This is a genomic window from Bradyrhizobium sp. CER78 (assembly GCF_029846235.1).
Classification (GTDB): Bacteria; Pseudomonadota; Alphaproteobacteria; order Rhizobiales; family Xanthobacteraceae; genus Bradyrhizobium.
Genome location: NZ_JARVWP010000007.1, coordinates 40006 through 62440 on the forward strand (window position 1 = coordinate 40006; position 22435 = coordinate 62440).

A 22435-nucleotide genomic window follows, 5' to 3' on the forward strand; every position below is an offset into this window, starting at 1 on the left:
GAAATAGAATGGCTCGCATAACGTTGCGGCAACTGCTCGATCACGCGGCCGAGCATGATTACGGCGTACCTGCCTTCAACATCAACAACATGGAGCAGGCGCTGTCGATCATGGCGGCGGCCTCCGAGGTCGACGCGCCGGTCATCATCCAGGCTTCGCGCGGCGCACGGTCCTACGCCAACGACGTCATGCTCAAGCACATGATGGACGCCGTCACCGAGATCTACCCGCAGATCCCGGTTTGCGTGCATCTCGACCACGGCAACGAGCCCGCGACCTGCATGACCGCGATCCAGGCCGGCTTCACCTCGGTCATGATGGACGGCTCGCTGAAGGCCGACGGCAAGACCCCCGGCGACTGGGACTACAATGTCGGCGTCACCCGGACGGTGACCGGCATGGCCCATCTCGGCGGCATCTCGGTGGAAGGCGAGCTCGGCGTGCTCGGCTCGCTGGAGACCGGCATGGGCGACAAGGAAGACGGCCACGGCGCCGAGGGCAAGCTGTCGCATGACCAGCTGCTGACCAATCCCGACGAGGCCGTGAAGTTCGTCAGGGAGACCAAGGTCGACGCGCTGGCGATCGCGATGGGCACCTCGCACGGTGCCTACAAGTTCACCCGCAAGCCCGACGGCGACATCCTCGCCATGAACGTGATCGAGGAAATCCATCGCAAGCTGCCGAACACGCATCTCGTCATGCACGGCTCCTCGTCGGTGCCGCAGGAGTTGCAGGAGATCATCAACGCCAATGGCGGCAAGATGAAGCCGACCTGGGGCGTGCCGGTCGCCGAGATCCAGCGCGGCATCAAGAACGGCGTGCGCAAGATCAACATCGACACCGACAACCGGATGGCGATGACCGGCCAGATCCGGAAAGTTCTGAAGGACAATCCGGAAGAGTTCGATCCGCGCAAGTACCTGAAGCCGGCGATGGAGGCGATGACCAAGCTGTGCAAGCAGCGCCTGCAGGAGTTCAACACCGCGGGCCAGGCCAGCAAGATCAAGAAGGTGCTGACCACCGCGGAAATGGCCAAGCGCTACGCCGCCGGCCAGCTCGACCCCAAGATCGCCTGACAGCGGTTCGCACAAGATCCGCCTGACAACTTATCGCCTGAATCATTAAGGCGGGACACCGGCTCCGACGCAGTCGGAAACGGTGTCCCGGGGCTTGATCGCCGGCTGCGACAAACACCAGCCGCGACGAACGTTTTCTAGGCATTTGCCCGAGAACCGCCTATTTTGGTTTGCAAAGGCAATGCTCTGGAGGACACTCCCCATGAACCTCTCCGACCTCAACAAGATTGCGCTTGCCATGGTCACCCCGGGCAAGGGCATCCTCGCCGCCGACGAATCCTCCGGCACCATCAAGAAGCGTTTCGACGCCATCAAGGTCGATTCGACCGAAGACAATCGACGCGACTATCGCGAGATGCTGTTCCGCTCGCAGGAGGCGATGAGCAAATACATCTCCGGCGTCATCCTCTACGACGAGACGATCTGGCAGAACGCCAAGGACGGCACGCCGCTGGTCAAGCTGATCGAGCAGGCGGGCGCGATCCCCGGCATCAAGGTCGATGAAGGCACCCAAGCGCTGCCGAACTGCCCCGGCGAACTCGTCACCGTCGGCCTCGACAAGCTCGCCGAGCGGCTGAAGAAATATTACGAGCGCGGTGCGCGCTTTGCGAAGTGGCGCGCGGTGATCGATATCGGACCGCGAATCCCGACCCAGACCGCGATCCGCGTCAACGCCCACGCGTTGGCGCGCTATGCCGCGCTGTGCCAGGCCGCGCAGATCGTGCCGATCGTCGAGCCCGAGGTGCTGATGGACGGCGATCACGACATCGACCGCTGCTACGAGGTGACACAGCGCGTGCTGAACCGCACCTTCCAGGAATTGCGGGTGCAGCGCGTCGCGCTCGAAGGCATGATCCTGAAGCCGAACATGGCGATCTCCGGCAAGAAGTGCCCGAAACAGGCCTCGGTGCAGGAAGTCGCCGAAAAGACCATCCGCCTGCTCAAGAGCTGCGTGCCGGCCGCGGTGCCCGGCATCGCCTTCCTCTCCGGCGGACAGAGCGACGAGGAAGCGACTGCGCATCTCGACGCCATGAACAAGATCGGCCACCTGCCCTGGCGGCTGACCTTCTCCTACGGCCGTGCGCTGCAGGCGGCGCCGCAGAAGGCGTGGTCCGGCAAGCCCGACAATGTGCCCGCCGGCCAGCGCGCCTTCTCGCATCGCGCCCGGATGAACGGGCTCGCGAGCACCGGCAATTGGGAAGCCGGCCTCGAAAAACAGGCGGCATAGTTGGCCACCAAGCCCGTTCCGCCGCGGCCGGCGCCGCGCCTCTATCTGGCCACCCCGCCGGTCGACGAGCCTGCGCGGCTCGCAACCGAGCTTGCCGACCTGCTCACCGCGGCCGACGTCGCGGCCGTTCTGGTGCGGCTGCATGAGAGCGATCCGCGCAGCATGATCTCCACCGTCAAGGCGCTGGCGCCGGCGATCCAGAGCGCCGGTGCGGCGCTCTTGATCGACGGCCACCCCGACATCGTCGCCCGCGCCGGTGCCGATGGCGCGCATTTGACCGGCATCGCCGCGATGGAAGAGGCGATGCCCGCGCTGAGGCCCGACCGCATCGTCGGCGTCGGCAGGCTCGCGACGCGCCACGATTCGATGGCCGCGGGTGAAGCCGGGGCCGACTACGTGCTGTTCGGCGAGCCCGACGCCAAGGGCCAGCGGCCGTCGAGCGAGGCGATCGCCGAGCGGCTGCAATGGTGGGACGAGTTGTTCGAGCCCCCCTGTGTCGGCTTTGCGGCCTCGCGCGAGGAGGCCGAGGCGTTCGCGGCGGCCGGCGCGGATTTCGTGCTGGTCGGAGACTTCATCTGGTCCGATCCGCGCGGCGCGAAGGCGGCCCTCGTCGAGATCGGCGAGGCCATTGCGCGGGCGCATGCCGGCACATTCGGCAAGGCCAAGGTCGAGGGGAAGGCCGAGGGATGACGGCGGAATGAAATGCCTGCGTCCGATAGGTGTTGCGCTCGGCTGCACGATGCTGGCGAGCGGCGCGATGGCGCAGCTCTCGATCACGCCGCCGGCCCAGACGCCGCCGCCTGCGAAGAAGGAGGCTCCGAAGGAAAAGCCGAAGGTGCATGCGCCGGTTGCAAAGAAGCCCGCGCCGAAGCCTGCGGCCGCGCCCACCCCGACGCCGACACCCTCGCCGACCGCGACGCCGGACGATCCCAATGTCGACCTCGTCTACGGTGCCTATCAGCGCGGCATGTACAAGACGGCGTTCGATCTCGCGACGGTGCGCGCGCAGAACAACAACGATGCCAAGGCCATGACGATGCTGGGCGAGCTCTATGCCAATGGGCTCGGCGTCAAGCGCGACTACGTCAAGGCCGACGACTGGTACAAGCGCGCGTCGGATGCCGGCGACCGCGAGGCGATGTTCGCGCTGGCCATGATGCGGATCGCCGGCCGCGGCGGCACGGTGGACAAGGATTCCGCGGTCAAGCTGCTGGCGTCGGCGGCCAAGCTCGGTGAACCGAAGGCGGCCTATAATCTCGCGCTGCTCTATCTCGACGGCCAGACCCTGCCGCAGGACCTCAAGCGCTCCGCCGAGCTGCTGCGGATGGCTGCGGACGCCGGCAGCCCCGAGGCGCAATACGCGCTCGCGACCTTCTACAAGGAAGGCACCGGCGTGCCGAAAGACCTCGAAAAGGCCGCGCGGCTGCTGCAGGCTGCCTCGCTGGCCGACAATGTCGACGCCGAAGTCGAATATGCCATCGCGCTCTACAACGGCGCCGGCACGCCGCGGAACGTGCCTGCCGCCGTGGCGCTGCTGCGCAAGGCGGCCCGGCAGAACAGCCCTATCGCGCAGAACCGCCTCGCCCATGTGCTGGCGACCGGCGCCGGCGCCCCGGTCGACAAGGTCGAGGCGCTAAAATGGCACACGGTCGCCAAGACCGCCGGCAAGGGCGACCCCGATCTCGACGACATCCTCGCCGATATGAGCCCGGAAGACCGCGCCAAGGGCGAGGCGGCTGCCCGAAAATGGATCGGAAACAACGTCAAATGACGCCTTGACGGCGCCACTTCCAGAGGGCACCCAGTCCGGAAATCCGGTGCGGCCACGCCGTTCCCGCTTGACCCGTCATCCTGAGGAGCGCGAAGCGCGTCTCGAAGGATGAACGGCCCGGTCCGGGGCCGTGCACCCTTCGAGGCTCGCTGCGCTCGCACCTCAGGATGACGGGATTGGATTTGAACCCGTGGCCGGCACAATCACATAAGAAATCATCCTCATGCTCTACTCCGCCCTCATCAATGTCATGGTCAAGGCCGCGCGCCGCGCCGGCCGCAGCCTCAAACGCGACCTCGGCGAGATCGAACATCTCCAGGTCTCGCTGAAGGGCCCGGCGAACTTCGTCTCGCTCGCCGACAAGCGCGCCGAGGAGATGCTCTACACCGACCTCGAAAAGGCCCGGCCCGGCTACGGGTTCCTCGGCGAGGAAGGCGGTAGGCGCGAAGGCTCGGACAAGAGCCACACCTGGATCGTCGATCCCCTGGACGGCACCACCAACTTCCTGCACGGCATCCCGCAATTCGCGATCTCGATCGGGCTGCTCCGCGAGGACACCGTGATCGCGGGCGTGATCTACAATCCGGCCAATGACGAGCTCTACATTGCGGAGCGCGGCAAGGGTGCGTTCCTCAACGACCAGCGGCTCCGCGTCGCCGGCCGCCGCCAGCTCAACGAATGCGTGGTCGCCTGCGGCCTGCCGCATATCGGCCGCGGCAATCACCAGCTGGCGCTGCAGGAGATGGCCGCGCTGCAGAGCAAGGTCGCGGGCTTCCGTCGCTTCGGCGCTGCCTCGCTCGACCTCGCTTTCGTCGCCGCCGGCCGCCTCGACGGCTATTGGGAACGCAATCTGCAGCCCTGGGACCTGGCGGCCGGTCTGCTGATGATCCGGGAAGCCGGCGGCACCGTCTCCGGCATCCAGGGCAATGACGACCCGCTGCAGACCGGCCACGTCGTCGGCGGCAACGAGTTCGTGCACGGCGAGCTGATCAAGATCCTGAAGCCGCTCGGGCAGTAGCGCGGCGGCTCGGTCTATTCGTCGTCATCATCGCCATCGTCTTCCCCGTCACGAAATTCACCGCCGGCGGTGAGGCCCTCGATGGCCGTGGCGCCCTTCGCCTTGATCACCCGGCGCAGCGGGACCGCGCTCTCGCTGCGCAACGCCTCCATCAGCTGTTCCGAATGGGTGACGATCCAGATGTCAGCGCGGCGCGACGCCTTGGCGATCAGCCTCGCCAACGGCGCCAGCAGCGACGGATGCAGGCTGGTCTCGGGCTCGTTCAGCGCAATGAACGGCGGCAGCCGATAGCCCATGAAGACCGCGAGCAGGCAGATATATTTCAGCGTCCCGTCGGAGAGTTCGTGGGCCTTGAACGGCCGCGGCATGTCCGCCTGCCGCAGCTCGAATTCGCACCGCCCGTTTTCTTCCCATGCCCGGAGCGCGGCGCCCGGGAACGCATCCTCGATCGCATCCTGGAGGTCGGCCGCATCTTGTCTGATCGCGCTGAGCGTTGCCAAAGCGGCTGCCAGATCGCTGCCATCGGCGCTCAGCGACGGCGTCGTGATCGCGAGACAGGGCTTGCGGATCGGCGATGCCGGATCGGTGCGGAAATCGTGATAGAATCGCCAGCTCTGCAAGGCATTCCTGATCAGGCCGACTTCGGGGCATGTCTGGCCGTCGAGGAAATCGGCGAGCGCGGTTTCCGACGGCAGCACGGCATCCTTGTGCTCGCTCCAGGCGCCGCTCTCGCCGCGAACGCTGACGTGCGAATTGGTCCGCTCCATCATCAGGACCTTTCGCTTGCCGTGGATCGTCTCGATCCGTTCGGACTTGATCATCGGCTCGCCGGGAAACGCGGCCTCGACCGGACCGGGATGTCCGAGCTCGATCGAGTAATTGACGTGCTCGAATCTGGCCGCCAGCCGCAGCCTCCCATCCTCGCCCCGCTTGCGAAGCCCGGACCAGCAGACCGAGTTCAACCCGCCTTCATCGGCGATCGTGCGCGTGATCCGGCCGGTTGCCGCATCGCGCAACAGCGACAGCGACTTGTAGAGATTGGACTTGCCGACGCCGTTCTCGCCGATGAAGACGGACAGCGGTTGAATGGGCATGAAGAGCCGACGAATCGAGCGATAATTCGAGATCGCAATGTCGGTCGGCCGCATCACATGCTCTCAGTCCTCGGGTTGCCTGTTCGCTCCCCGTTCAATCCAGAGCTGCAATCTGGATTGACGATGTTGGGAAAGCAAGCCGCCGGCTTGATCGCCACCGATTTCGGACATCAGTGGCCGCCCGTTACCGGCGCTGGCGGGCCGTAGACTTCCGGCTTCTCGACCTTGTCCCGGTCACCGGCGAGCACGCGCTGCACGCTGACGAAGAACACCGGCACCAAGAGCAGCGCGAGGATCACGACGGCGATCATGCCGCCCATCACGGACGTGCCGAGCGCCTGCTGGCTGGCGCCGCCGGCGCCGGTCGCGATCGCCATCGGCAGCACGCCGCAGACGAAGGCGAGACCGGTCATCAGGATCGGGCGGAATCTGAGGCTGCACGCCTCGATGGTCGCCTCGACCAGCGGCTTGCCCTGCGCGCGCAGGTCCTTGGCAAACTCGATGATCAGGATCGCGTCCTTCGCGGCAAGACCGATGATGGTGATCAGGCCGACGGTGAAATAGACGTCGTTCGACAGCCCGCGCAGCGTCGCCGCCACCACGGCGCCGAGAATGCCGAGCGGGATGGTGAGCAGCACCGCGAGCGGAATGGTCCAGCTCTCGTAGAGCGCTGCAAGCAGCAGGAATACCACCAGCACCGAGAGCGCGAGCAGGAACGGCGCCTGCGAGCCCGACAGCTTCTCCTGCAGCGACTGGCCGGTCCACTCATAGCCGAAGCCGCGCGGCAGCTTGTCGGCGAGCCGCTCCATCTCCGCGATCGCATCGCCCGAGGTGAAGCCCGGCTTCGCCTCACCGGAGATGCGCACCGCCGGATAGTAGTTGAAGCCCGCGATCTGCGTCGGGCCCTTCGTCCATTCGATGGTGGCGAAGGCCGAGAACGGCACCAGCTGGCCACGACTGTTCTTGACGTTGTAGTTCAGGATGTCGTCCGCGTTCATGCGGCTGGTCTTGTCGGCCTGCACGATGACGCGCTGCATGCGCCCGCGGTTCGGGAAGTCGTTGATGTAGTTCGAGCCGAGATTGGTCGAGATCGTATTGTTGATGTCCTCGAAGGTAAGGCCGAACGCGCCGGCCTTCTCGCGGTCGATCATCAGATTGACCTGCGGCGCCGGCGGCAGGCCTTCGACATAGACCTTCTGCAGGATCGGGCTGGCATTGGCTTCCGCGATCAGGCGGTCGGACGCTGCGATCAGTGCCGCATAGCCCTTCTGGCCGCGGTCCTGCAGGCGGAACGAGAAGCCCGAGGAGTTGCCGAGGTTGTCGATCGGCGGCGGCTGCAGCGCCGAGATCCTGGCGTCGCGGATCGACGACAGGTCGCGGTTGATGTCGGCGACGATGGCGGCGGCCGAATCCTTCGGGCCGCGCTCCGACCAGTCCTTCAGCGTGACGAAGGCCTGCGCCGTGTTCATGCCCTGGCCGAGGAAGCTGAAGCCGGTGAGGAACGTGACGTTCTCGATGCCGGCGCGATCCTTCAGGTACTTCTCGACCTGCTCGACCGCACCTTCCGTGCGCGCATAGGACGATTCCGACGGCGTCTGCACGTCGGTCGTGATGAAGCCCTGATCGTCGACCGGGAGGAAGCCGCCGGGCAGCCGCACGAAGCCGTAGGCGACGCCTGCGAACAGCACGAGATAGATCAGCATCAGGCGGCCGGTGCGCTTCAGCGAGCCCTGCACCGTGCGCGTATAGCCGGCGCGGCTGTTGTCGAGCACGCGGTTGAACCAGCCGAATACGCCCCTGCGGGCATGGCCGTGGCCCTTCTCGACCGGCTTGAGCAAGGTCGCGCACAGCGCCGGCGTCAGCGACAGCGCGAGCAGCGCCGAGAACGCAATCGCCGCCACCATGGTGACCGAGAACTGGCGGTAGATGATGCCGACCGAGCCGGGGAAGAACGCCATCGGCACGAACACCGCCATCAGCACCAGCGTGATGCCGATGATGGCGCCGGTGATCTGCGACATCGCCTTCCTGGTCGCTTCCTTCGGCGGCAGGCCCTCTTCGGCCATGATGCGCTCGACGTTCTCGACCACGACGATGGCGTCGTCGACCAGGATGCCGACCGCCAGCACCATGCCGAACATGGTCAGCATGTTGATGGAGTAGCCCACAGCCATCAGGGTCGCGCAGGTACCGAGCAGCGCCACCGGCACCACGATGGTCGGAATGATGGTGTAGCGGATGTTCTGCAGGAACAGGAACATCACGATGAACACCAGCACCACCGCCTCGACCAGGGTCATCAGGACCTTCTCGATCGAGGCCTTCACCACAGGCGTGATGTTGTAGGGGATTTCGTAGGAGATATTGGCCGGGAAGAAGCGCGACAGCTCCTTCATCTTGGCTTCGACCGCGCTTGCGGTCGCCAGCGCGTTGCCCTTCGGAGACAGCAGCACCGAGAGGCCGGCGGTCGGCTTGCCGTCGAGACGGGTGTTGAACTGATAGCTGAGGCCGCCGATCTCGATCCGCGCGACGTCGCGCAGGCGGACCGCCGAGCCGTCGGCATTGGCGCGCAGGATGATCGCGCCGAACTCGTCGGGCGAGGAAAGCTGGCCCTTCACCAGCACCTGCGCGGAGATCTTCTGCGTGTCGGTGCTGGGCTCGGCGCCGATGCTGCCGGAGGCGACCTGGGCGTTCTGCGCCGTGATCGCCTTGTTGACGTCATCGGCCGAGAGGCCGTAGCCGACCAGCTTGGCCGGATCGATCCAGATGCGCAGCGAGCGTTCGGTCGAATACAGCGTGGCGCGGCCGACGCCGGGGATGCGGCGCACCTCGCCCAGCACGTTGCGGATCATGAAGTCGCCGAGGCCGACTTCATCCAGCGAGCCGTCGGTCGAGTTCAGCGTGATGATCTGCAGCACGGCAGACGAGGCCTCCTCGACCAGGATGCCCTGCTGGATCACGGCGCGCGGCAGCCGCGCCTCGACGCGCTTGAGGCGGTTCTGCACCTCGACCGAGGCTTGGCTGGTGTCGGTGCCCGGCTTGAAGTTGGCGATGATCTCGACCTGGCCGAGCGAGTCGGAGGTCGATTCGAAGTTCAGGATGTTGGCGGCGCCGTTGAGCTCCTCCTCGATCAGCCGCGTCACGCTGTTGTACAGGTTCTCCGGCGACGCGCCGGGATAGCTGGTCGAGATCGAGATCGAGGGCGGCGCGATGATCGGGTACTGCGCGACCGCAAGCAGCTGAATCGAGATCGCGCCGATCAGACAGATGAACAGCGCAACGACCCAGGCGAAGATCGGCCTGTCGATGAAGAAGCTGGGCATGTCGGATCACCGCACCGCGTGCGCGGTCTGATGCGAATCCGGTGCCGACGCAGCGTCGATCTCACGCCAGGCCAGCGGCCGCACCTTGTCGCCGGCGGCGAATTTCTGGAACCCCTCGACGACGACCTTGTCGCCGGCCTTGAGGCCTTCGCTCACGAACCAGGAGCCGCCCTGCAGCGAGCCGGTGCGCACCGGCTGCACCGCGACGTGATTATCGTCCTTGACGACGAACACCTCGCTGCCGCCGCCGCCGTTGCGCTGGATCGCCTGCTGCGGCACCGCGATCGCATCGCTATCGATGCCCTGCTCGATCAGCACGCGGACATACATGCCCGGCAGCAGGATGCGATGCGGGTTCGGGAATTCACCGCGGAGGGTCACCTGCCCGGTATAGGCGTCGACCTTGGCGTCGGAGAACAACAGCTTGCCCGGCACCGGATAGATCGAGCCGTCGTCGAGCACGAGGCGGACCTTCATCGCGTCCGGCGCGATGCGCTCGAGGTCGCCGCTCTCGAAGGCGCGGCGGAGCTGGTTCATCTCGGTCACCGACTGCTGGAAGTCGGCGTAGATCGGATCGAGCTGCTGGATGGTCGCAAGGCTCGCGGCGTCGTTCTGGACGACGAGCGCGCCTTCGCTGATGACCGCAGCACCGATGGTGCCGTCGATCGGCGCACGGATCGTCGCATAGTCCAGGTTGAGCTTCGCACGTGCGACGTCGGCCTCACGGCCCTGCACGTCGGCTTCCGCCTGCTTCAGGTTGGCGATCGCCTTCTCGTTTTCGGCCTCCGAGGTCGCGCGCTGTTGGGTAAGCGTCGCGATGCGGCGGGCCTGCAGCGCGGTCTGCTCGAGCACGGCCTTGGCCCGCGCCAGCGCCGCCTCGGTCGACTGCAATTCGACTTCGAACGGGCGCGGATCGATCTGATACAGGGGATCGCCGACCTTCACCTCGCTGCCCTGGTGGAACATGCGGTTGACGACGATGCCCGAGACGCGCGGGCGCACCTCGGAAACGCGGGTCGGGGCGATGCGGCCCGGGAGCTCGCGCACCATCGCGCGCGCCTGCGGCTTCACGGTGACCACGCTGACGTCCGGCTCGGGTGCTTGCACGGCGGCGGTTGCGGAATTCGGTTCGTCGCAGCCAGCAAGCAGTGGCGCCGTCACGGCCAGCATCAGAGCAATGCATGCCGATTGCGCGCGAAGTCCAGACATTGAGATGATCGCCCCCGAAAGGTTTGGGCAAACGAACGGCGGTGTCACGGCGACAGCGCTCGCGTTGCTGCGGTGAAAATAAAATCTGCTTGCTGCGACGCAACGCGTTTCTCGGGCGGCTCATTGTCACAGAACGCTATCACCCTGATTTCGCGCCATGTTTTATCTTGTCACCGCATTGTGAGCGGGTTCCATCGCAGGCTGTGGGAATGCGTTAAGGACTGCGTGCGCGGGAACACGCCATTTTGCCTGCGCAGGAATGCCGCACCTTGCGACATCGTGCACTCCGGCCGAATCAGCGCGCGTCGCACCCGCTTCCCCGACGAGGCGTGCAATCCGGCCAGATCTCGCGATCTGCGCGTGGTGGCCGGGACCTGTGCACACGGCCGCCCCGAAAGCTGCGCAAAGCGGCAACAGCTCGCCCCGTCTCCACCATCCGCCTTTGGATTCGGCTTTCCTCACTCCGCCGCTGTGCCATATTGCTGACAGATGCGGCCTTCGCGAACGGATGATCCGGCAATGCCCCCTTCCCGCTCCGAGATGGAGATCGAACTGAGCAAGCTGTCCTCGCCCAGGATCTTCCTGGTGCGGATGCTGGTATTCCTGGTGCTCTGCGGCCTGGTCGGGGTGGTGCTGTACAAGCAGATCGTCACCGCCTTCTTCGCCAATCCCGGGCTGAACGCCCTGATCGGCGCGGTGCTGCTGATCGGCGTCATCCTGGCGTTCCGGCAGGTGATCCGGCTCTATCCCGAGGTTGCCTGGGTCAATAATTTCCGCATCGCCGATCCCGGCCTTGCGATCGAGCGCCGCCCGACGCTGCTTGCGCCGATGGCCGCCATCCTCGGCGGCGAGCGCACGGGCCGGATGTCGATCTCGCAGCAGACCATGCGGCATCTGCTCGATTCGATCGCAACCCGCCTCGATGAAGCCCGCGACATCTCGCGCTACATGACCGGCCTCTTGGTGTTCCTCGGCCTGCTCGGCACCTTCTGGGGCCTGATCGAGACGGTCGGCTCGGTCGGCAAGGTGATCGACGGGCTCAAGGTCGGCGGCGACGCCGGCGCGCTGTTCGACACGCTGAAGGAGGGCCTCGCCGCCCCGCTCGGCGGCATGGGCATCTCGTTCTCGTCCTCGCTGTTCGGTCTTGCCGGGTCGCTGATCCTCGGCTTCCTCGATCTGCAATCGAGCCAGGCCCAGAACCGCTTCTACACCGACCTCGAGGACTGGCTCGCCACCACCGTGCGCGGCATTTCCGGCGACGGCGTCGGTGCCGGCGGCGCCGATTTGCAGGGCGCGATCGACCGGCTGCGTGCCACCTTCGAGGAAGGCGGCGCCGGCGGCGGCGGCCGCAACACCACGGCGGCGATGGCCAATCTGGCCGAGGCGATCCAGGGGCTGGTTGCGCATATGCGCACCGAGCAGCAGATGATCCGCGAATGGGCCGATGGCCAGGGCGAGCAGAACCGCGAGATCAAGCGGCTGCTCGAACGCCTCGCCCGCCAGCCCGAGAAGAGCTGAACCACGGAGACCGATTTGCTGGACCACGTGACCATCGGCATCAGTGATATCGAGCGGTCCAAGGCCTTCTATGATGCGGCTTTGCGCTCGCTCGGCATCAGCCGCCTGTACGCGGAGGGTGCCGAATTTGCCGGCTATGGCATCCATCCGAAAGCCTTCTTCTGGATCGGCCGGCGCGGCACGCCGCAGACCGGCGCCCACATCGCCTTCACGGCAAACGATCGCGCCACCGTCGATCGCTTCTACGACGACGCGATCAAGGCTGGCGGCAAGGACAATGGGCGGCCCGGAATTCGGCCGCACTATCATGCAAACTACTACGGTGCTTTCGTGCTCGACCCCGACGGCCACAACATCGAAGCCGTCTGCCACGCGCCGCACTGACTGGAAATAAAGGGAAACCAGATGGCCCTCGCCCGCTCGCGCCGCAGCGAATCCGGCTTCAACTACTGGCCCGGCTTTGTCGACGCGCTGTCGACGCTGGTGCTGTCGATCGTGTTCTTGCTGTCGGTGTTCCTCGTCGTGCAGTTCTTCCTGTCGCAGGAAGTCACAGGCAAGGACAAGGCGCTGGAGCAGCTCACCGCCAAGATCGCTCAGCTCAACGAGCTGCTGTCGCTGGAGAAGCTCTCCAAGCTGACGCTCGACGACCAGGTGTCGCAGCTCCGCGCCGGCCTCGCCTCTGCCGAAGGCGAGCGCGACCGCATGAAGGGGCTGTATGAGGGACTCGCCAATTCCGGCAACGACGCGCAGGGCCGCGCCAACGAGCTCAACAAGGCGCTGGAGTCCGAGAAGAGCGTGTCGTCGCGCGCGCTGGCGCAGATCGAGGTGCTGAACCAGCAGATCAGCGCGCTGCGCCGCCAGCTCGCCGCGCTCGAGGAGGCGCTCGACGCCTCGGAGAAGCGCGACAAGGAATCGCAGAACCGGATCGCCGATCTCGGCCAGCGCCTCAACGTCGCGCTGGCGCAGCGGGTGCAGGAATTGTCGAAATACCGTTCGGAATTCTTCGGCCGGCTGCGCGCGATCCTCGGCAACCGCCCCGATATCCGCATCGTCGGCGACCGCTTCGTGTTCCAGTCCGAAGTGTTCTTCGACACCGGCCAGGCGACGCTGCTGCCGGAAGGCAAGACCGAGCTCGATACCGTGGCGAACGCGCTGATCGACCTCGACAAGCAGATTCCACCCGAGATCGCCTGGGTGCTGCGCGTCGACGGCCACACCGACTCGCGGCCGATCATCAACAGCCCGCTGTTCAAGTCGAACTGGGAATTGTCCTCGGCGCGCGCGATCTCGGTGGTGCAATATCTGATCTCGCTCGGCGTGCCCGCGCAGCGCCTGGTCGCCGCGGGCTTTGCCGAATTCCAGCCGCTCGACACCGCGCAGACCGAAGACGCCTACAAGCGCAACCGCCGCATCGAGCTGAAGCTGACGGAGAAGTAAGGCGGTGGTCAACCGCTCGCTCCACATACGGTGTCATCACCCGCGCGGGTGATCCAGTATTCCAGAGGCAGCGTTGTTGAGCCGAGAAGCCGCGGCGTACTGGATCGCCCGGTCCCGTCTTCGCCAAGGCTTCGACGAGGCCATGAGTCCCTGGCGCGCCGAAGCTTTTGCGGAGGCGACGAGCCGGGCGATGACAGGTGTGGCTGGGGACGCAGACGCGCGCGTCGCGTATTGACCGACTTCCTCAACGCCCGACCATCCCGAGCAATTGCTCCGGATAGCGCGCGCCCTGCACCTCGACCGCGGCGACCGCCTTGCCGATGTCAGCAAGATCGGCGGAGCTCAGCTCGATGCGCGCGGCGCCGATGTTTTCCTCAAGCCGATTGAGCTTCGTGGTGCCGGGGATCGGCACGATCCAAGGCTTTTGCGCGAGCAGCCAGGCCAGCGCGATCTGGGCCACGGTCGCGCCCTTGCCGGCGGCGATCCGGCCGAGCTGATCGACCAGCGCCTGATTGGCGCGTCGGGCCTCCGGCGTGAAGCGCGGCACCAGGTTGCGGAAGTCGTCGCTCGCGAACGTCGTGGACGCATTGATCGCACCGGTGAGGAAGCCCCGACCGAGCGGGCTGTACGCCACGAAGCCGATGCCGAGTTCTTCCAGCACCGGCAGGATCTCCGCTTCCACCCCGCGTTCCCACAACGAATATTCGCTCTGCAATACCGTGACCTTCTGCACCGCATGGGCGCGGCGGATGTTCCCGACGCCGGCCTCCGACAGACCGAAATGACGGACCTTGCCGGCGGCAATCAGCTCCTTCACGGTGCCGGCGACATCCTCGATCGGCACCGCGGGATCGACCCGGTGCTGATAGAACAGGTCGATCACATCGACGTTCAGCCGTTTCAGCGAGGCGTCCGCGACCGCCCTGATGTGCTCGGGCCGGCTGTTCAGCGAGCGGTGGCGCTCGGCCATGGTTCCAATGTCGAAACCGAATTTGGTGGCGATCACGACCTCGCTCCGGACCGGCGCCAGCGCCTCGCCGACGAGTTCCTCGTTGACGAAGGGGCCGTAAACCTCGGCGGTGTCGAAGAAAGTAACGCCGCGCTCGACGGCGGCGCGGAGCATGGCAATGCCCGCGGTCTTCTCCACCGCCGGACCGTAGGCGAAGCTCAAGCCCATACAGCCAAGGCCGATCGCCGAGACTTCGAGATTGCTGTGACCGAGTTTGCGTTTCTGCATGATGTCTCTCCGCATCGATGGCTGGATTTTCGTCGCAGCGGGATTTAGGGCGTGCACCGCCATGCCATTAGACGTAGAAATCGGGATGAACTTATGAACAGGGTTCATGAATGCCGCGGCCTGACGTCAATGACCTGATCGCCTTCCTCGCCGTCGCGCGCGAGCGCAGCTTCACCCGCGCCGCGGCGCGGCTCGGTGTGTCGCAATCGGCGCTCAGCCACACCATGCGCGCGCTGGAGGAACGGCTGGGCGTGCGGCTCTTGACCCGCACCACGCGCAGCGTCGCGCCGACCGAAGCCGGCGAACGGCTGCTGCATGGCATCGGTCCGCGCTTCGAGGAGATCGAGGCCGAGCTCGCCGCGCTGAGCGCGCTGCGCGAGAAGCCCGCCGGCACCATCCGCATCAACGCCGGCGAGCACGCCGCCGAGACGATCCTGTGGCCGGCGCTGGCCGAGTTCCTGCCGCGCTATCCCGACATCAAGGTGGAGATCACCGTCGACAACGGGCTCGCGAACATCGTCGCGGAGCGCTTCGATGCCGGCGTTCGCCTTGGCGAACAGCTTGCGAAGGACATGATCGCGGTGCGGATCGGTCCGGATTTCCGCATGGTCGTGGTCGGCGCGCCGTCCTACTTCAAGCGGCGCGAGCGCCCGAAACGGCCGCAGGATCTGACGCAGCATGCCTGCATCAACATCCGCTTGCCGACGCATGGCGGCATCTATGCCTGGGAGTTCGAGAGACGTGGCCGCCCGCTCAAGGTCCGCGTGGACGGACAATTGGTGTTCAACAGCACCACGTTGCGGATCAAGGCGGCGTTGGCCGGCCTGGGGCTCGCCTATATCGCCGAGGATCAGGTGCGCGCGCAGCTCGCCAAGGGACAATTGATCCAGGTGCTCGACGACTGGTGCGCGCCGTTTCCCGGCTATCACCTCTACTACCCGAGCCGCCGGCAATCCGCTCCGGCGTTCGCGCTGCTAGTCGACGCGCTGCGTTATCGCGGCTGATCGCGAATGCTTTAGATCGCGCCGACCGGCTCCGCGGCCGGTTTGTCCGGCTCCGCCTCCGCGGTCACGAATTTGAGTCCGAAGGTCTTGCCGCGGCGCCAGACCACCTCGCAGGGGTAGCGCTTGGCGTGATCGGCGAGCAGCGTCAGTGCAAGGCGGTCCTTCACCTCGAACTCGACCTCGGTGGTGATCTTGGCGCCGCCGGGCGAGATGTCGACCACGGCGCAGGCGTTCTCGGTCACGCCGTCGTCAACCGTGATCCACGCCGCACGGTTGTTGAGCTGGCGCCGCGGCTCGCGACTGACCTTGATCCGTGCTCCATTGCTCGCCATCGTCGTCGTCCTTGAAGACATTGGTCATTGAAAACTTGCAAGACCGCGCAGGTCGATCGACGCGCCCGGCACATAACCGCAGCGGCCACAATGCCGTCCCCCCCGTAAAGTCCGGCTTAGCGCGATCGCTTGAACTTTACCGGAATCTTGACCTGGCTTTTAGCAAACGGGGATTCTGCAATTCCCTCAGCGGGATACCGGCCGCATTGGCGTTCCGGACCTTGACACCGCGACCGCACTGTTGGTGAAGTGGCGGCCGTGGCTTCGGCCACATCCCTGCAACAAGAGCGCTTCAAGCCGCCATTTCCGACGGAAACGACCCATGCTGATCCCCCTCGCCGACGTGCCGCGCTGGTATGCCGAACGCAAACCCACGGATGCGATCGCCGTCAGTCACGGCGCGGATACGCTGACCTGGCATGAGCTCGAGCGCCGCGCCAATGCGCGGGCGCGGGCCTTTGCCGCCAAGGGCGTCAAGCCCGGCGACTTCGTCGCGATCGGGTTGCCGAACAGCAACGCGTTCTTCGAGACCACATTCGCGGTGTGGAAATGCGGCGCGACGCCGACCTCACTGTCATGGCGGCTGCCGCGCGGCGAGGCCGCCGCGGTGCTCGAAATCCTGAAGCCGTCGCTGGTGGTCGGCGGCGAGGCCGACTGGAACGCGCCGAATTCGCTGCCGGCGAATTTCGTGCCGGAGGGATTTTCCGGGGAGCCGCTCGATGCGCCGGTCGCGCGCTACTGGAAGGCGATGACGAGCGGCGGCTCGACTGGGCGGCCGAAGGTGATCCTCGATCACAACCCCGCGGTGATCGAAACCACAACGCCGCTGATGCTCGGGATTCCACATCAGGCCTCGCTGCTCAACCCGGGCCCGCTCTATCACAACGCGCCGTTCATCCTGTCGCACTCCGCGCTGTTCGGCGGCGGCAAGCTGACCGGCATGGTGAAGTTCGACGCCGAGGAAACGCTGCGGCTGATCGAGCGCGAACGTGTGCAATGGGTCAACTTCGTGCCGACGATGATGCACCGGATCTGGGCGCTGCCCGAGGAGGTGCGCAACCGCTACGACGTCTCCAGCCTGCAGATCGTGTTTCACATGGCAGCCCCGATGCCGCCCTGGCTGAAGGAGAAGTGGATCGAATGGCTCGGGCCGGAGCGGGTCTGGGAGCTCTATGGCGGCACCGAGCGGCAAGGCGCCTGCGTGATCTCGGGCGTCGAATGGATGGCGCATAAGGGCTCGGTCGGCAAGATCGGCGAGACCGCGAAGCTGCGCATCATCGGCGAGGACGGCAACGACGTCGCGCCCGGCGAGACCGGCGAGATCTATTTCCTGCCCAATGACGGCGCCGGCTCCACCTATCATTATCTCGGCGCAACGCCGAAGCGGCGGCCGGACGGTTGGGAATCGCTCGGCGATATCGGACGTCTGGATGAAGAGGGCTATCTCTATCTCGGCGACCGGCTCGCCGACATGGTGCTGCGCGGCGGCGCCAACATCTATCCGGCCGAGGTCGAGGCCGCGGTCAGCGAACATCCTGATGTGCGCTCCTGCGTCGTGGTCGGATTGCCCGATCCGGAATTCGGCCAGCGCGTGCATGCGATCCTCGAGCTCGCCGATGATGCCGATGCGCAGAAGATCGCCGACGGCATGGGCGATTTCCTGAAGGACCGGCTCAGCCGCTACAAGCACCCGGAAAGTTTCGAGCGCGTCGGCACCGCGCCGCGCGATGATTCCGGAAAGGTCCGCCGCACCATGCTGCGCGACGAGCGCGCCGCGTGGATCAAGGACAACCGCGCCTTCCGGATCATGCCGGCGCGCGCGAAGGCATGATCCGGAAAAGCGCGACGCGGTTTTCCCTCGCGACAAACCCGGAACGGGTTTGCGCGGAGATCATGCCCGAACAAGAAGCTAAGGCGCGATGACATATCTCATCGCACTCTAGAAGCGAATAGATTCATCTATCTTGCGAGGGGCCGGTCTGCACGCCAGATGAGCTGTGCAGGCCGCCGCGCAGGGTATATCATTCCATCTTCCCTGCCGGCAGAACCTCGGACTACCTTGAGGTTCCAGCGCGCCCTGCACGCCAGGAGATCCCAGATGACTTCCACGACCGAACCGAAAGTGCCGGCGGCCTTTCAGCCCCGCCCCGAAGATTATCGCTATGACCTCGATCGTGCGCTGATGAGCGTGGTTGGGCTGCATTCGATCATTCCGCCTGATGCTTTCAGCGCCGAGACGCTCGGCACCGAACGCGCGGGCAACGGCGTGCTGATCGACGACGGGCTCGTGCTGACGATCGGCTATCTGATCACCGAAGCCGCCACGGTGTGGTTGCATCTCGGCGACGGCCGCGCGGTCGAGGGTCACGCACTCGGCTTCGATTTCGAATCCGGCTTCGGCCTGGTGCAGGCGCTGGGCAAGCTCGACATCGATCCGCTGCGGATCGGCTCGTCCGCGGCAACGCAGGTCGGCGACAATGTCGTGCTCGGCGGTGCCGGCGGCCGCACGCGCTCGGTCGCAAGCCAGATCGCGGCGAAGCAGGAATTCGCGGGCTACTGGGAATATCTGCTCGACGAAGCGATCTTCACCTATCCGTCGCACCCGAACTGGGGCGGCACCGGACTGATCAACAATGCCGGCGAGCTGATCGGCATCGGATCATTGCAGCTCGAGCGTGAACGCTCGGGCCGCGCCGAGCACGTCAACATGATCGTGCCGATCGATCTGCTGAACCCGGTGCTGAGCGACCTGCGCAGGTTCGGCCGTGTCGACAAGCCGGCGCGGCCGTGGCTCGGCATGTACACGACCGAGATCGACAACCGCCTCGTGGTGGTCGGCGTGGCCAGCAAGGGTCCGGCGGCGCGCGCCGAGCTGAAGACCGGCGACGTGATCCTCGCGGTCGACGGCGACAAGGTAACGAGCCAGACCGGCTTCTACCGCAAGCTCTGGTCGCTCGGCGCGGCCGGCGTCGACGTGCCGCTGACGGTCTATCACGAGGGCGTCACCTTCGACGTCACGCTGACCTCGATCGACCGCATGAAGCTGCTGAAGGCGCCGCGGCTGCACTAAGCAAGAAAGAGGGGCAGTTGCGATGAGCGAGGCCGTGGTTGACGACATCGTGGCCGTGCTGCCGCCGCTGCTGCAGACGCTGGAATCGCTGTCCTTTGTCGCGCGCAACCTGAATCCGCCGGACTTCGATCGCGTGATGCAGATCGCGGGCGAGCCCGAGGAAGCACTGCAGGCCGTGCGCCCGCGGCTGGCCGATTGGCCGGAGAACTTCGCGCACATCAAGACTGCACTTGAGGCTGCGATCGAACCGGCGCTGGCCGGTTATGCGGGGCTGCGCGCGGTGCAGAACGGTGAAGGCGATCTCGTCAGCGTGTTCCGCGCGCTGCGCTATCTGCCGCGCGCGCAGGAAGCGCTCTATCCCTTGACCGAACTGCCGCCAGTCAGCGGCTTCTTCATCGCGCCCGACTTGCGCGAGGATGCCGGTCTGCAGGCAAAACTCGCGGCGACGCCGAACGACGACACCGGCATCTTCCATGAGCGAAACGAGCCGGGCAGCCGCGGCGGCTTCTCGATGTACGTGCCGGAATACTACACGCCAGATCGCACCTGGCCGCTGGTGATGGCGCTGCATGGCGGCAGCGGCAATGGCCGCGGCTTCCTGTGGAGCTGGCTGCGCGACGCGCGCAGCCGCGGCGCCATCCTGGTGGCGCCGACCGCAACCGGCCAGACCTGGGCGCTGATGGGCGACGACACCGACACGCCGAACCTCAACCGCATTCTCGACCAGGTGTGCGCGCGCTGGAATATCGACGGGACGCGGATGCTGCTGACCGGCATGAGCGACGGCGGCACGTTCAGCTATGTGACCGGGCTCGACGGCGCCTCGCGCTTCACGCATCTGGCCCCGGTCGCGGCGACGTTCCATCCGCTGATGGCCGAAATGGCCGATGCGGAGCGGCTGCGCGGCTTGCCGATCTTCATCACCCACGGCCGGCTCGACTGGATGTTCCCGGTGCAGACCGCGCGGCAGACCCAGGGCCTGCTGTCGGCCGCCGGCGCCAGGGTCGTCTATCGCGAGATCGACGATCTCAGCCACACCTATCCGCGCGAGATCAATGCGGAGATTTTTCAGTGGCTGAACGGCGAGTGAGCCCGCGGGGCTTAAGCGCGGCTCTCGCCCCGTCACCCTGAGGAGCGCGAAGCGCGTCTCGAAGGGTCGACGGCCGGACCGTAGCCGCGCGGCTGCATCGGGGCCGTGCACCCTTCGAGGCTCGCTCCGCTCGCGCCTCCAGCGACAAAGGCGAAGCCTTTGCGCAGGGATGACGGTGATGGACGGTGCGCGCGGCACTATCCTCGTCGTTGCCGTGGACAGAACGGCACAAGCTACTTATTCGCCCGCGGCTTGAGCAGGTCTGAAAAGCCGACCCGGTGCAGCATCTCGTTGCGGACGCGGTCGATTACGCCGAAGGCGACCTCGGCGCCGTCCTGGGTCGGATCGATGTGGACGCGGAACGGCCGCTTGCCGAACGGCGTCTCGATGACTTTGACGATCGCGTCCGCGACCAGCGACGCGTCGGCATCCTCGGGCACGATCGCCGCGAATGCCTTCATGATCTCCTCGCCGAAGCCGGCATAGGGACCGGCTTCATATTCGGCGACGCGCGCTTCGTCGGCAGGACGGCCGGAATGCGCGAAGTGGTTGGTGCCGCCGGTGAAGGCGCCGGGCACGATGATCGAGGTCTCGATGCCCCAGCGCGCCAGTTCGCGGGCATAGATCACGGCCATCGCGTCCATGCCGGCCTTCGCCGCGAAATACGGTGCGAGATAGGGCGGCGTGCCGCCGGCCGACGAGCTGCTCGACACCCAGACCACGAGCCCCCTGCCCTGCTTGCGCAGCTGCGGCAGCGCCGCGCGGTTGACGCGCTGGGTCGAAAGCACGTTGACGTCGTAGAGCTCGGCAAGCTGCTCTGGCGTGAACGCCTCCGCCGGGCCGAACACCATGTGGCCGGCATTGTGCATGACGACGTCGAGGCGGCCTTCCTCTGCAACAATCTGCGCAATGGCCTTGTCGACCGAAGCCTGCGAGCCGACGTCGAGCTCGAGCGAGCGCAGGTCGACCTTGTTGTCCCTCGCGAACTCCTCGATATCGGCGACCGCGGCGGCGTTGCGGCCGGTGGTGTGGCGCATCGAGGCGTAGACAATGTGGCCGGCCTTGGCGAGCGCGTTGGCGGTGAGGCGGCCGAAGCCGCTCGAGGCGCCGGTGATGACGATGACCTGTTTCATGACACGTGTCCTTGTGATGACGGATTGAACGGGAGCTGGGTTGAAGGCGCGAGGGGATCAGACCAGGCCGCCATTGGCGCGCAGGGTCTGGCCGTTGATCCAGGAGCCGTCGGGGCCGGCGAGGAACGACACGGCATTGGCGATGTCGTCCGGCGTGCCGAGCCGCTCCAGCGGGACCATCTTGGCGAAGCGCTCGATCAGCTCGTCCGACTTGCCGTTGAGGAACAGATCGGTCGCGGTCGGGCCCGGCGCCACGGCGTTCACGGTGATGCCGCGGCCGCGCAACTCCTTGGACAGGATCGCAGTCAGCGGCTCGATCGCCGCCTTGGTCGCGACGTAGATGCCGTAGGTTTCGAGCCTGGTGCCGACGACGCTGGTCGAGAAGTTGACGATGCGTCCGCCGTTGCGCAGCCGGCGTGCTGCCTCGCGCATGGTGTTGAAGCTGCCCTTCAGATTGACCGCGACCTGCTGGTCGAACGACGCATCGTCGCTGTCGGCGATCCTGCCGAGCTTCATGATGCCGGCATTGTTGACCAGCACGTCGACGCCGCCGAACGCCGCTTCCGCCGCGTCGAACATGCCGCGCACGGCGCTGGGATCGCTGACATCGGCTTTCGCCGTCAGCGCCCGGCCGCCGGCGGCCTCGATCCGGTCGGCCACCGCCTGGGCCGGCTTGGCATCGCCGGAATAGTTGATGACGACGGTGAAGCCATCCCTGGCGAGGCGCTCGGCAACTGCCGCGCCGATCCCGCGCGAGGCGCCCGTAATCAGAGCTACCTTGTTGGTTTGATTGGTCATTTTTGATCTCCCTTCAGTTGAGCGGCAATGGCCGCGTTCGATAGGAGGACGCTACGCCTTGGCATCAACCGGATAATCCGGCATCTTTTGGCATCAC

19 protein-coding genes are annotated in these 22435 nt (G+C 66.0%); 12 read left to right on the top strand and 7 right to left on the bottom strand.

Annotation, left to right across the window (positions count from 1 at the left end; translation table 11 throughout):
- The first annotated feature begins 8 nt into the window (after positions 1 to 8).
- The 5 genes from fba to QDT69_RS16730 all read left to right on the top strand — a co-directional run bounded on the left by fba (position 9) and on the right by QDT69_RS16730 (position 5093).
- The gene (gene fba, locus QDT69_RS16710) at positions 9 to 1076 is read left to right on the top strand and encodes a class II fructose-bisphosphate aldolase (RefSeq protein ID WP_279707575.1); all 1068 of its coding nucleotides are present in this window, start codon (positions 9 to 11) and stop codon (positions 1074 to 1076) included.
- 202 nt (positions 1077 to 1278) lie between these two features.
- The gene (locus tag QDT69_RS16715; RefSeq protein ID WP_074129454.1) at positions 1279 to 2304 is read left to right on the top strand and encodes a class I fructose-bisphosphate aldolase; all 1026 of its coding nucleotides are present in this window, start codon (positions 1279 to 1281) and stop codon (positions 2302 to 2304) included.
- A complete protein-coding gene (locus QDT69_RS16720) occupies positions 2305 to 2994 on the top strand; it encodes a thiamine phosphate synthase (protein ID WP_279707576.1) in 690 nt (229 codons plus the stop codon).
- A 7-nt stretch (positions 2995 to 3001) separates the two neighbouring features.
- Positions 3002 to 4075 (top strand): tetratricopeptide repeat protein, encoded by a 1074-nt coding sequence (locus tag QDT69_RS16725; RefSeq protein ID WP_279707577.1) that lies wholly within the window; start codon positions 3002 to 3004, stop codon positions 4073 to 4075.
- 223 nt (positions 4076 to 4298) lie between these two features.
- Positions 4299 to 5093, top strand: coding sequence for an inositol monophosphatase family protein (locus QDT69_RS16730; protein ID WP_146989364.1), 795 nt, complete (start codon positions 4299 to 4301; stop codon positions 5091 to 5093).
- 14 nt (positions 5094 to 5107) lie between these two features.
- Here the strand turns inward: QDT69_RS16730 and QDT69_RS16735 are convergent, their stop codons facing one another.
- From QDT69_RS16735 to QDT69_RS16745, 3 genes are all read right to left on the bottom strand, one after another.
- Positions 5108 to 6241, bottom strand: a complete 1134-nt coding sequence (locus QDT69_RS16735) for an AAA family ATPase (protein WP_279707578.1) — start codon at positions 6239 to 6241, stop codon at positions 5108 to 5110.
- A gap of 116 nt (positions 6242 to 6357) precedes the next feature.
- A complete protein-coding gene (locus QDT69_RS16740) occupies positions 6358 to 9510 on the bottom strand; it encodes a multidrug efflux RND transporter permease subunit (protein WP_279707580.1) in 3153 nt (1050 codons plus the stop codon).
- 6 nt (positions 9511 to 9516) lie between these two features.
- Positions 9517 to 10719, bottom strand: coding sequence for an efflux RND transporter periplasmic adaptor subunit (locus QDT69_RS16745; protein ID WP_128970427.1), 1203 nt, complete (start codon positions 10717 to 10719; stop codon positions 9517 to 9519).
- A gap of 519 nt (positions 10720 to 11238) precedes the next feature.
- Between QDT69_RS16745 and QDT69_RS16750 the strand changes: the two genes are divergently transcribed.
- The 3 genes from QDT69_RS16750 to QDT69_RS16760 are packed head-to-tail and all read left to right on the top strand — an operon-like array spanning position 11239 to position 13674.
- Positions 11239 to 12237 (top strand): flagellar motor protein MotA, encoded by a 999-nt coding sequence (locus QDT69_RS16750; protein ID WP_146989357.1) that lies wholly within the window; start codon positions 11239 to 11241, stop codon positions 12235 to 12237.
- 15 nt (positions 12238 to 12252) lie between these two features.
- The gene (locus QDT69_RS16755) at positions 12253 to 12621 is read left to right on the top strand and encodes a VOC family protein (RefSeq protein WP_279707581.1); all 369 of its coding nucleotides are present in this window, start codon (positions 12253 to 12255) and stop codon (positions 12619 to 12621) included.
- A gap of 21 nt (positions 12622 to 12642) precedes the next feature.
- The gene (locus QDT69_RS16760) at positions 12643 to 13674 is read left to right on the top strand and encodes a peptidoglycan -binding protein (protein WP_279707582.1); all 1032 of its coding nucleotides are present in this window, start codon (positions 12643 to 12645) and stop codon (positions 13672 to 13674) included.
- A gap of 244 nt (positions 13675 to 13918) precedes the next feature.
- Here QDT69_RS16760 and QDT69_RS16765 read toward each other — a convergent pair whose 3' ends face one another.
- On the bottom strand, positions 13919 to 14911 hold the full coding sequence (locus QDT69_RS16765; protein ID WP_279707583.1) for an aldo/keto reductase: 993 nt from the start codon (positions 14909 to 14911) through the stop codon (positions 13919 to 13921).
- 110 nt (positions 14912 to 15021) lie between these two features.
- Here QDT69_RS16765 and QDT69_RS16770 point away from each other — a divergent pair, with 110 nt between their 5' ends.
- Positions 15022 to 15915, top strand: a complete 894-nt coding sequence (locus QDT69_RS16770; protein ID WP_279707584.1) for a LysR family transcriptional regulator — start codon at positions 15022 to 15024, stop codon at positions 15913 to 15915.
- Between the two features lie 11 nt (positions 15916 to 15926).
- On the opposite strand, the gene QDT69_RS16775 is transcribed toward QDT69_RS16770, so the two are convergent.
- Positions 15927 to 16247 (bottom strand): PilZ domain-containing protein, encoded by a 321-nt coding sequence (locus QDT69_RS16775; protein WP_279707585.1) that lies wholly within the window; start codon positions 16245 to 16247, stop codon positions 15927 to 15929.
- 322 nt (positions 16248 to 16569) lie between these two features.
- Between QDT69_RS16775 and QDT69_RS16780 the strand changes: the two genes are divergently transcribed.
- From QDT69_RS16780 to QDT69_RS16790, 3 genes are all read left to right on the top strand, one after another.
- Complete coding sequence (locus QDT69_RS16780; RefSeq protein ID WP_279707586.1) at positions 16570 to 18078, top strand: AMP-binding protein; 1509 nt, start codon at positions 16570 to 16572, stop codon at positions 18076 to 18078.
- Positions 18079 to 18345: 267 nt separating this feature from the next.
- Positions 18346 to 19317 (top strand): S1C family serine protease, encoded by a 972-nt coding sequence (locus QDT69_RS16785; protein WP_279707587.1) that lies wholly within the window; start codon positions 18346 to 18348, stop codon positions 19315 to 19317.
- Positions 19318 to 19339: 22 nt separating this feature from the next.
- Entirely contained in the window at positions 19340 to 20407 is a 1068-nt protein-coding gene (locus tag QDT69_RS16790; RefSeq protein ID WP_279707588.1) for a phospholipase, read from the top strand.
- A gap of 233 nt (positions 20408 to 20640) precedes the next feature.
- On the opposite strand, the gene QDT69_RS16795 is transcribed toward QDT69_RS16790, so the two are convergent.
- Together QDT69_RS16795 and QDT69_RS16800 are read right to left on the bottom strand one after the other, a co-directional pair.
- Complete coding sequence (locus tag QDT69_RS16795) at positions 20641 to 21540, bottom strand: SDR family oxidoreductase (RefSeq protein WP_279707590.1); 900 nt, start codon at positions 21538 to 21540, stop codon at positions 20641 to 20643.
- Positions 21541 to 21597: 57 nt separating this feature from the next.
- On the bottom strand, positions 21598 to 22338 hold the full coding sequence (locus QDT69_RS16800) for an SDR family oxidoreductase (RefSeq protein WP_279707591.1): 741 nt from the start codon (positions 22336 to 22338) through the stop codon (positions 21598 to 21600).
- Between the last annotated feature and the right edge of the window lie 97 nt (positions 22339 to 22435).

Excerpts from the sequence above, each read along its gene's own strand:
- QDT69_RS16740 (WP_279707580.1), bottom strand. The coding sequence starts at position 9,510 with ATGCCCAGCTTCTTCATCGACAGGCCGATCTTCGCCTGGGTCGTTGCG.
- QDT69_RS16745 (WP_128970427.1), bottom strand. The coding sequence starts at position 10,719 with ATGTCTGGACTTCGCGCGCAATCGGCATGCATTGCTCTGATGCTGGCC.
- QDT69_RS16795 (WP_279707590.1), bottom strand. The coding sequence starts at position 21,540 with ATGAAACAGGTCATCGTCATCACCGGCGCCTCGAGCGGCTTCGGCCGC.
- QDT69_RS16715 (WP_074129454.1), top strand. The coding sequence starts at position 1,279 with ATGAACCTCTCCGACCTCAACAAGATTGCGCTTGCCATGGTCACCCCG.
- QDT69_RS16750 (WP_146989357.1), top strand. The coding sequence starts at position 11,239 with ATGCCCCCTTCCCGCTCCGAGATGGAGATCGAACTGAGCAAGCTGTCC.
- QDT69_RS16730 (WP_146989364.1), top strand. The coding sequence starts at position 4,299 with ATGCTCTACTCCGCCCTCATCAATGTCATGGTCAAGGCCGCGCGCCGC.
- fba (WP_279707575.1), top strand. The coding sequence starts at position 9 with ATGGCTCGCATAACGTTGCGGCAACTGCTCGATCACGCGGCCGAGCAT.
- QDT69_RS16735 (WP_279707578.1), bottom strand. The coding sequence starts at position 6,241 with ATGCGGCCGACCGACATTGCGATCTCGAATTATCGCTCGATTCGTCGG.
- QDT69_RS16780 (WP_279707586.1), top strand. The coding sequence starts at position 16,570 with ATGCTGATCCCCCTCGCCGACGTGCCGCGCTGGTATGCCGAACGCAAA.
- QDT69_RS16785 (WP_279707587.1), top strand. The coding sequence starts at position 18,346 with ATGACTTCCACGACCGAACCGAAAGTGCCGGCGGCCTTTCAGCCCCGC.
- QDT69_RS16765 (WP_279707583.1), bottom strand. The coding sequence starts at position 14,911 with ATGCAGAAACGCAAACTCGGTCACAGCAATCTCGAAGTCTCGGCGATC.
- QDT69_RS16770 (WP_279707584.1), top strand. The coding sequence starts at position 15,022 with ATGCCGCGGCCTGACGTCAATGACCTGATCGCCTTCCTCGCCGTCGCG.
- QDT69_RS16790 (WP_279707588.1), top strand. The coding sequence starts at position 19,340 with ATGAGCGAGGCCGTGGTTGACGACATCGTGGCCGTGCTGCCGCCGCTG.
- QDT69_RS16775 (WP_279707585.1), bottom strand. The coding sequence starts at position 16,247 with ATGGCGAGCAATGGAGCACGGATCAAGGTCAGTCGCGAGCCGCGGCGC.
- QDT69_RS16725 (WP_279707577.1), top strand. The coding sequence starts at position 3,002 with ATGAAATGCCTGCGTCCGATAGGTGTTGCGCTCGGCTGCACGATGCTG.
- QDT69_RS16760 (WP_279707582.1), top strand. The coding sequence starts at position 12,643 with ATGGCCCTCGCCCGCTCGCGCCGCAGCGAATCCGGCTTCAACTACTGG.
- QDT69_RS16800 (WP_279707591.1), bottom strand. The coding sequence starts at position 22,338 with ATGACCAATCAAACCAACAAGGTAGCTCTGATTACGGGCGCCTCGCGC.